The following is a 689-nucleotide window of genomic DNA, read 5'->3' as shown; positions in this document are numbered from 1 at the left end:
GCGCGCGCATTGCCGAAGCTCACCTGCTTGAGGCAGGCGGCCTGCGTGCGAACCGCCGCCGCTTCGCGGGGGGCGTAACTGTAGTACACATGCTCGCCGTGCGGACTCACCGTTTCCTCGAGGTGCCATTCGAGCACCTGCGCCGGGTCGCCGGGGGCGGCCGTGCGGGCGGCCGCGCAGCGGCCGAACACCTCGCACCGGCCGTCGGCCCGCCACACCCGCCACCAGGCGGGGGCGGGCGCATCGGGGGGCGCAAGCGGCTGATGCTGCTCGAGGTAGTCGAACCGCCCCTCGTGGCGCAGGTGGTAGCGGGTGAGGCGCTCGTTGTTCAGCACCGTCGGCGGGGCCGCGTCCGGCACCAGTTCCTCGCCCTCGAACAGGAAGGTATCGCGCCCGTCCGCGTAGGTGGGGATGCCGCGGCTGGTCTGGCGGGCGAGGGACGGCAGTGTCAGCGCCATCCCCAGCCCGAACGGGCCGTTGCCCTGGTGGCTGTGGTACGTGAGGGCGAGCGCGGGGGCGAGCCGCACCGGTGGCAGCGGCAGCGGCACCGACAGCTGCGCGGCGCCGCTCATGCCGCCCGGGCTCAGGGTCTCGCCCATCCCCGGCAGGGCGCCGCCGCCCTTCGGGAACGCGGCGGTGACGAGCTGCAGCGGCGGCGTCGGGGTGGCGGTGGGTAGCGGGTTCATGGG

1 protein-coding gene is annotated in these 689 nt (G+C 74.9%); it reads right to left on the bottom strand.

Annotated elements, in window-relative coordinates:
- The coding region (locus tag KVT39_RS36435) for a SpvB/TcaC N-terminal domain-containing protein (RefSeq protein WP_306795633.1) at positions 1-689 on the bottom strand (689 nt) is incomplete at both ends.

This window comes from Burkholderia sp. GbtcB21 (genome assembly GCF_019091065.1).
GTDB lineage: Bacteria > Pseudomonadota > Gammaproteobacteria > Burkholderiales > Burkholderiaceae > Burkholderia > Burkholderia pyrrocinia_C.
This window is presented reverse-complemented; position numbering and strand designations above follow the sequence as displayed.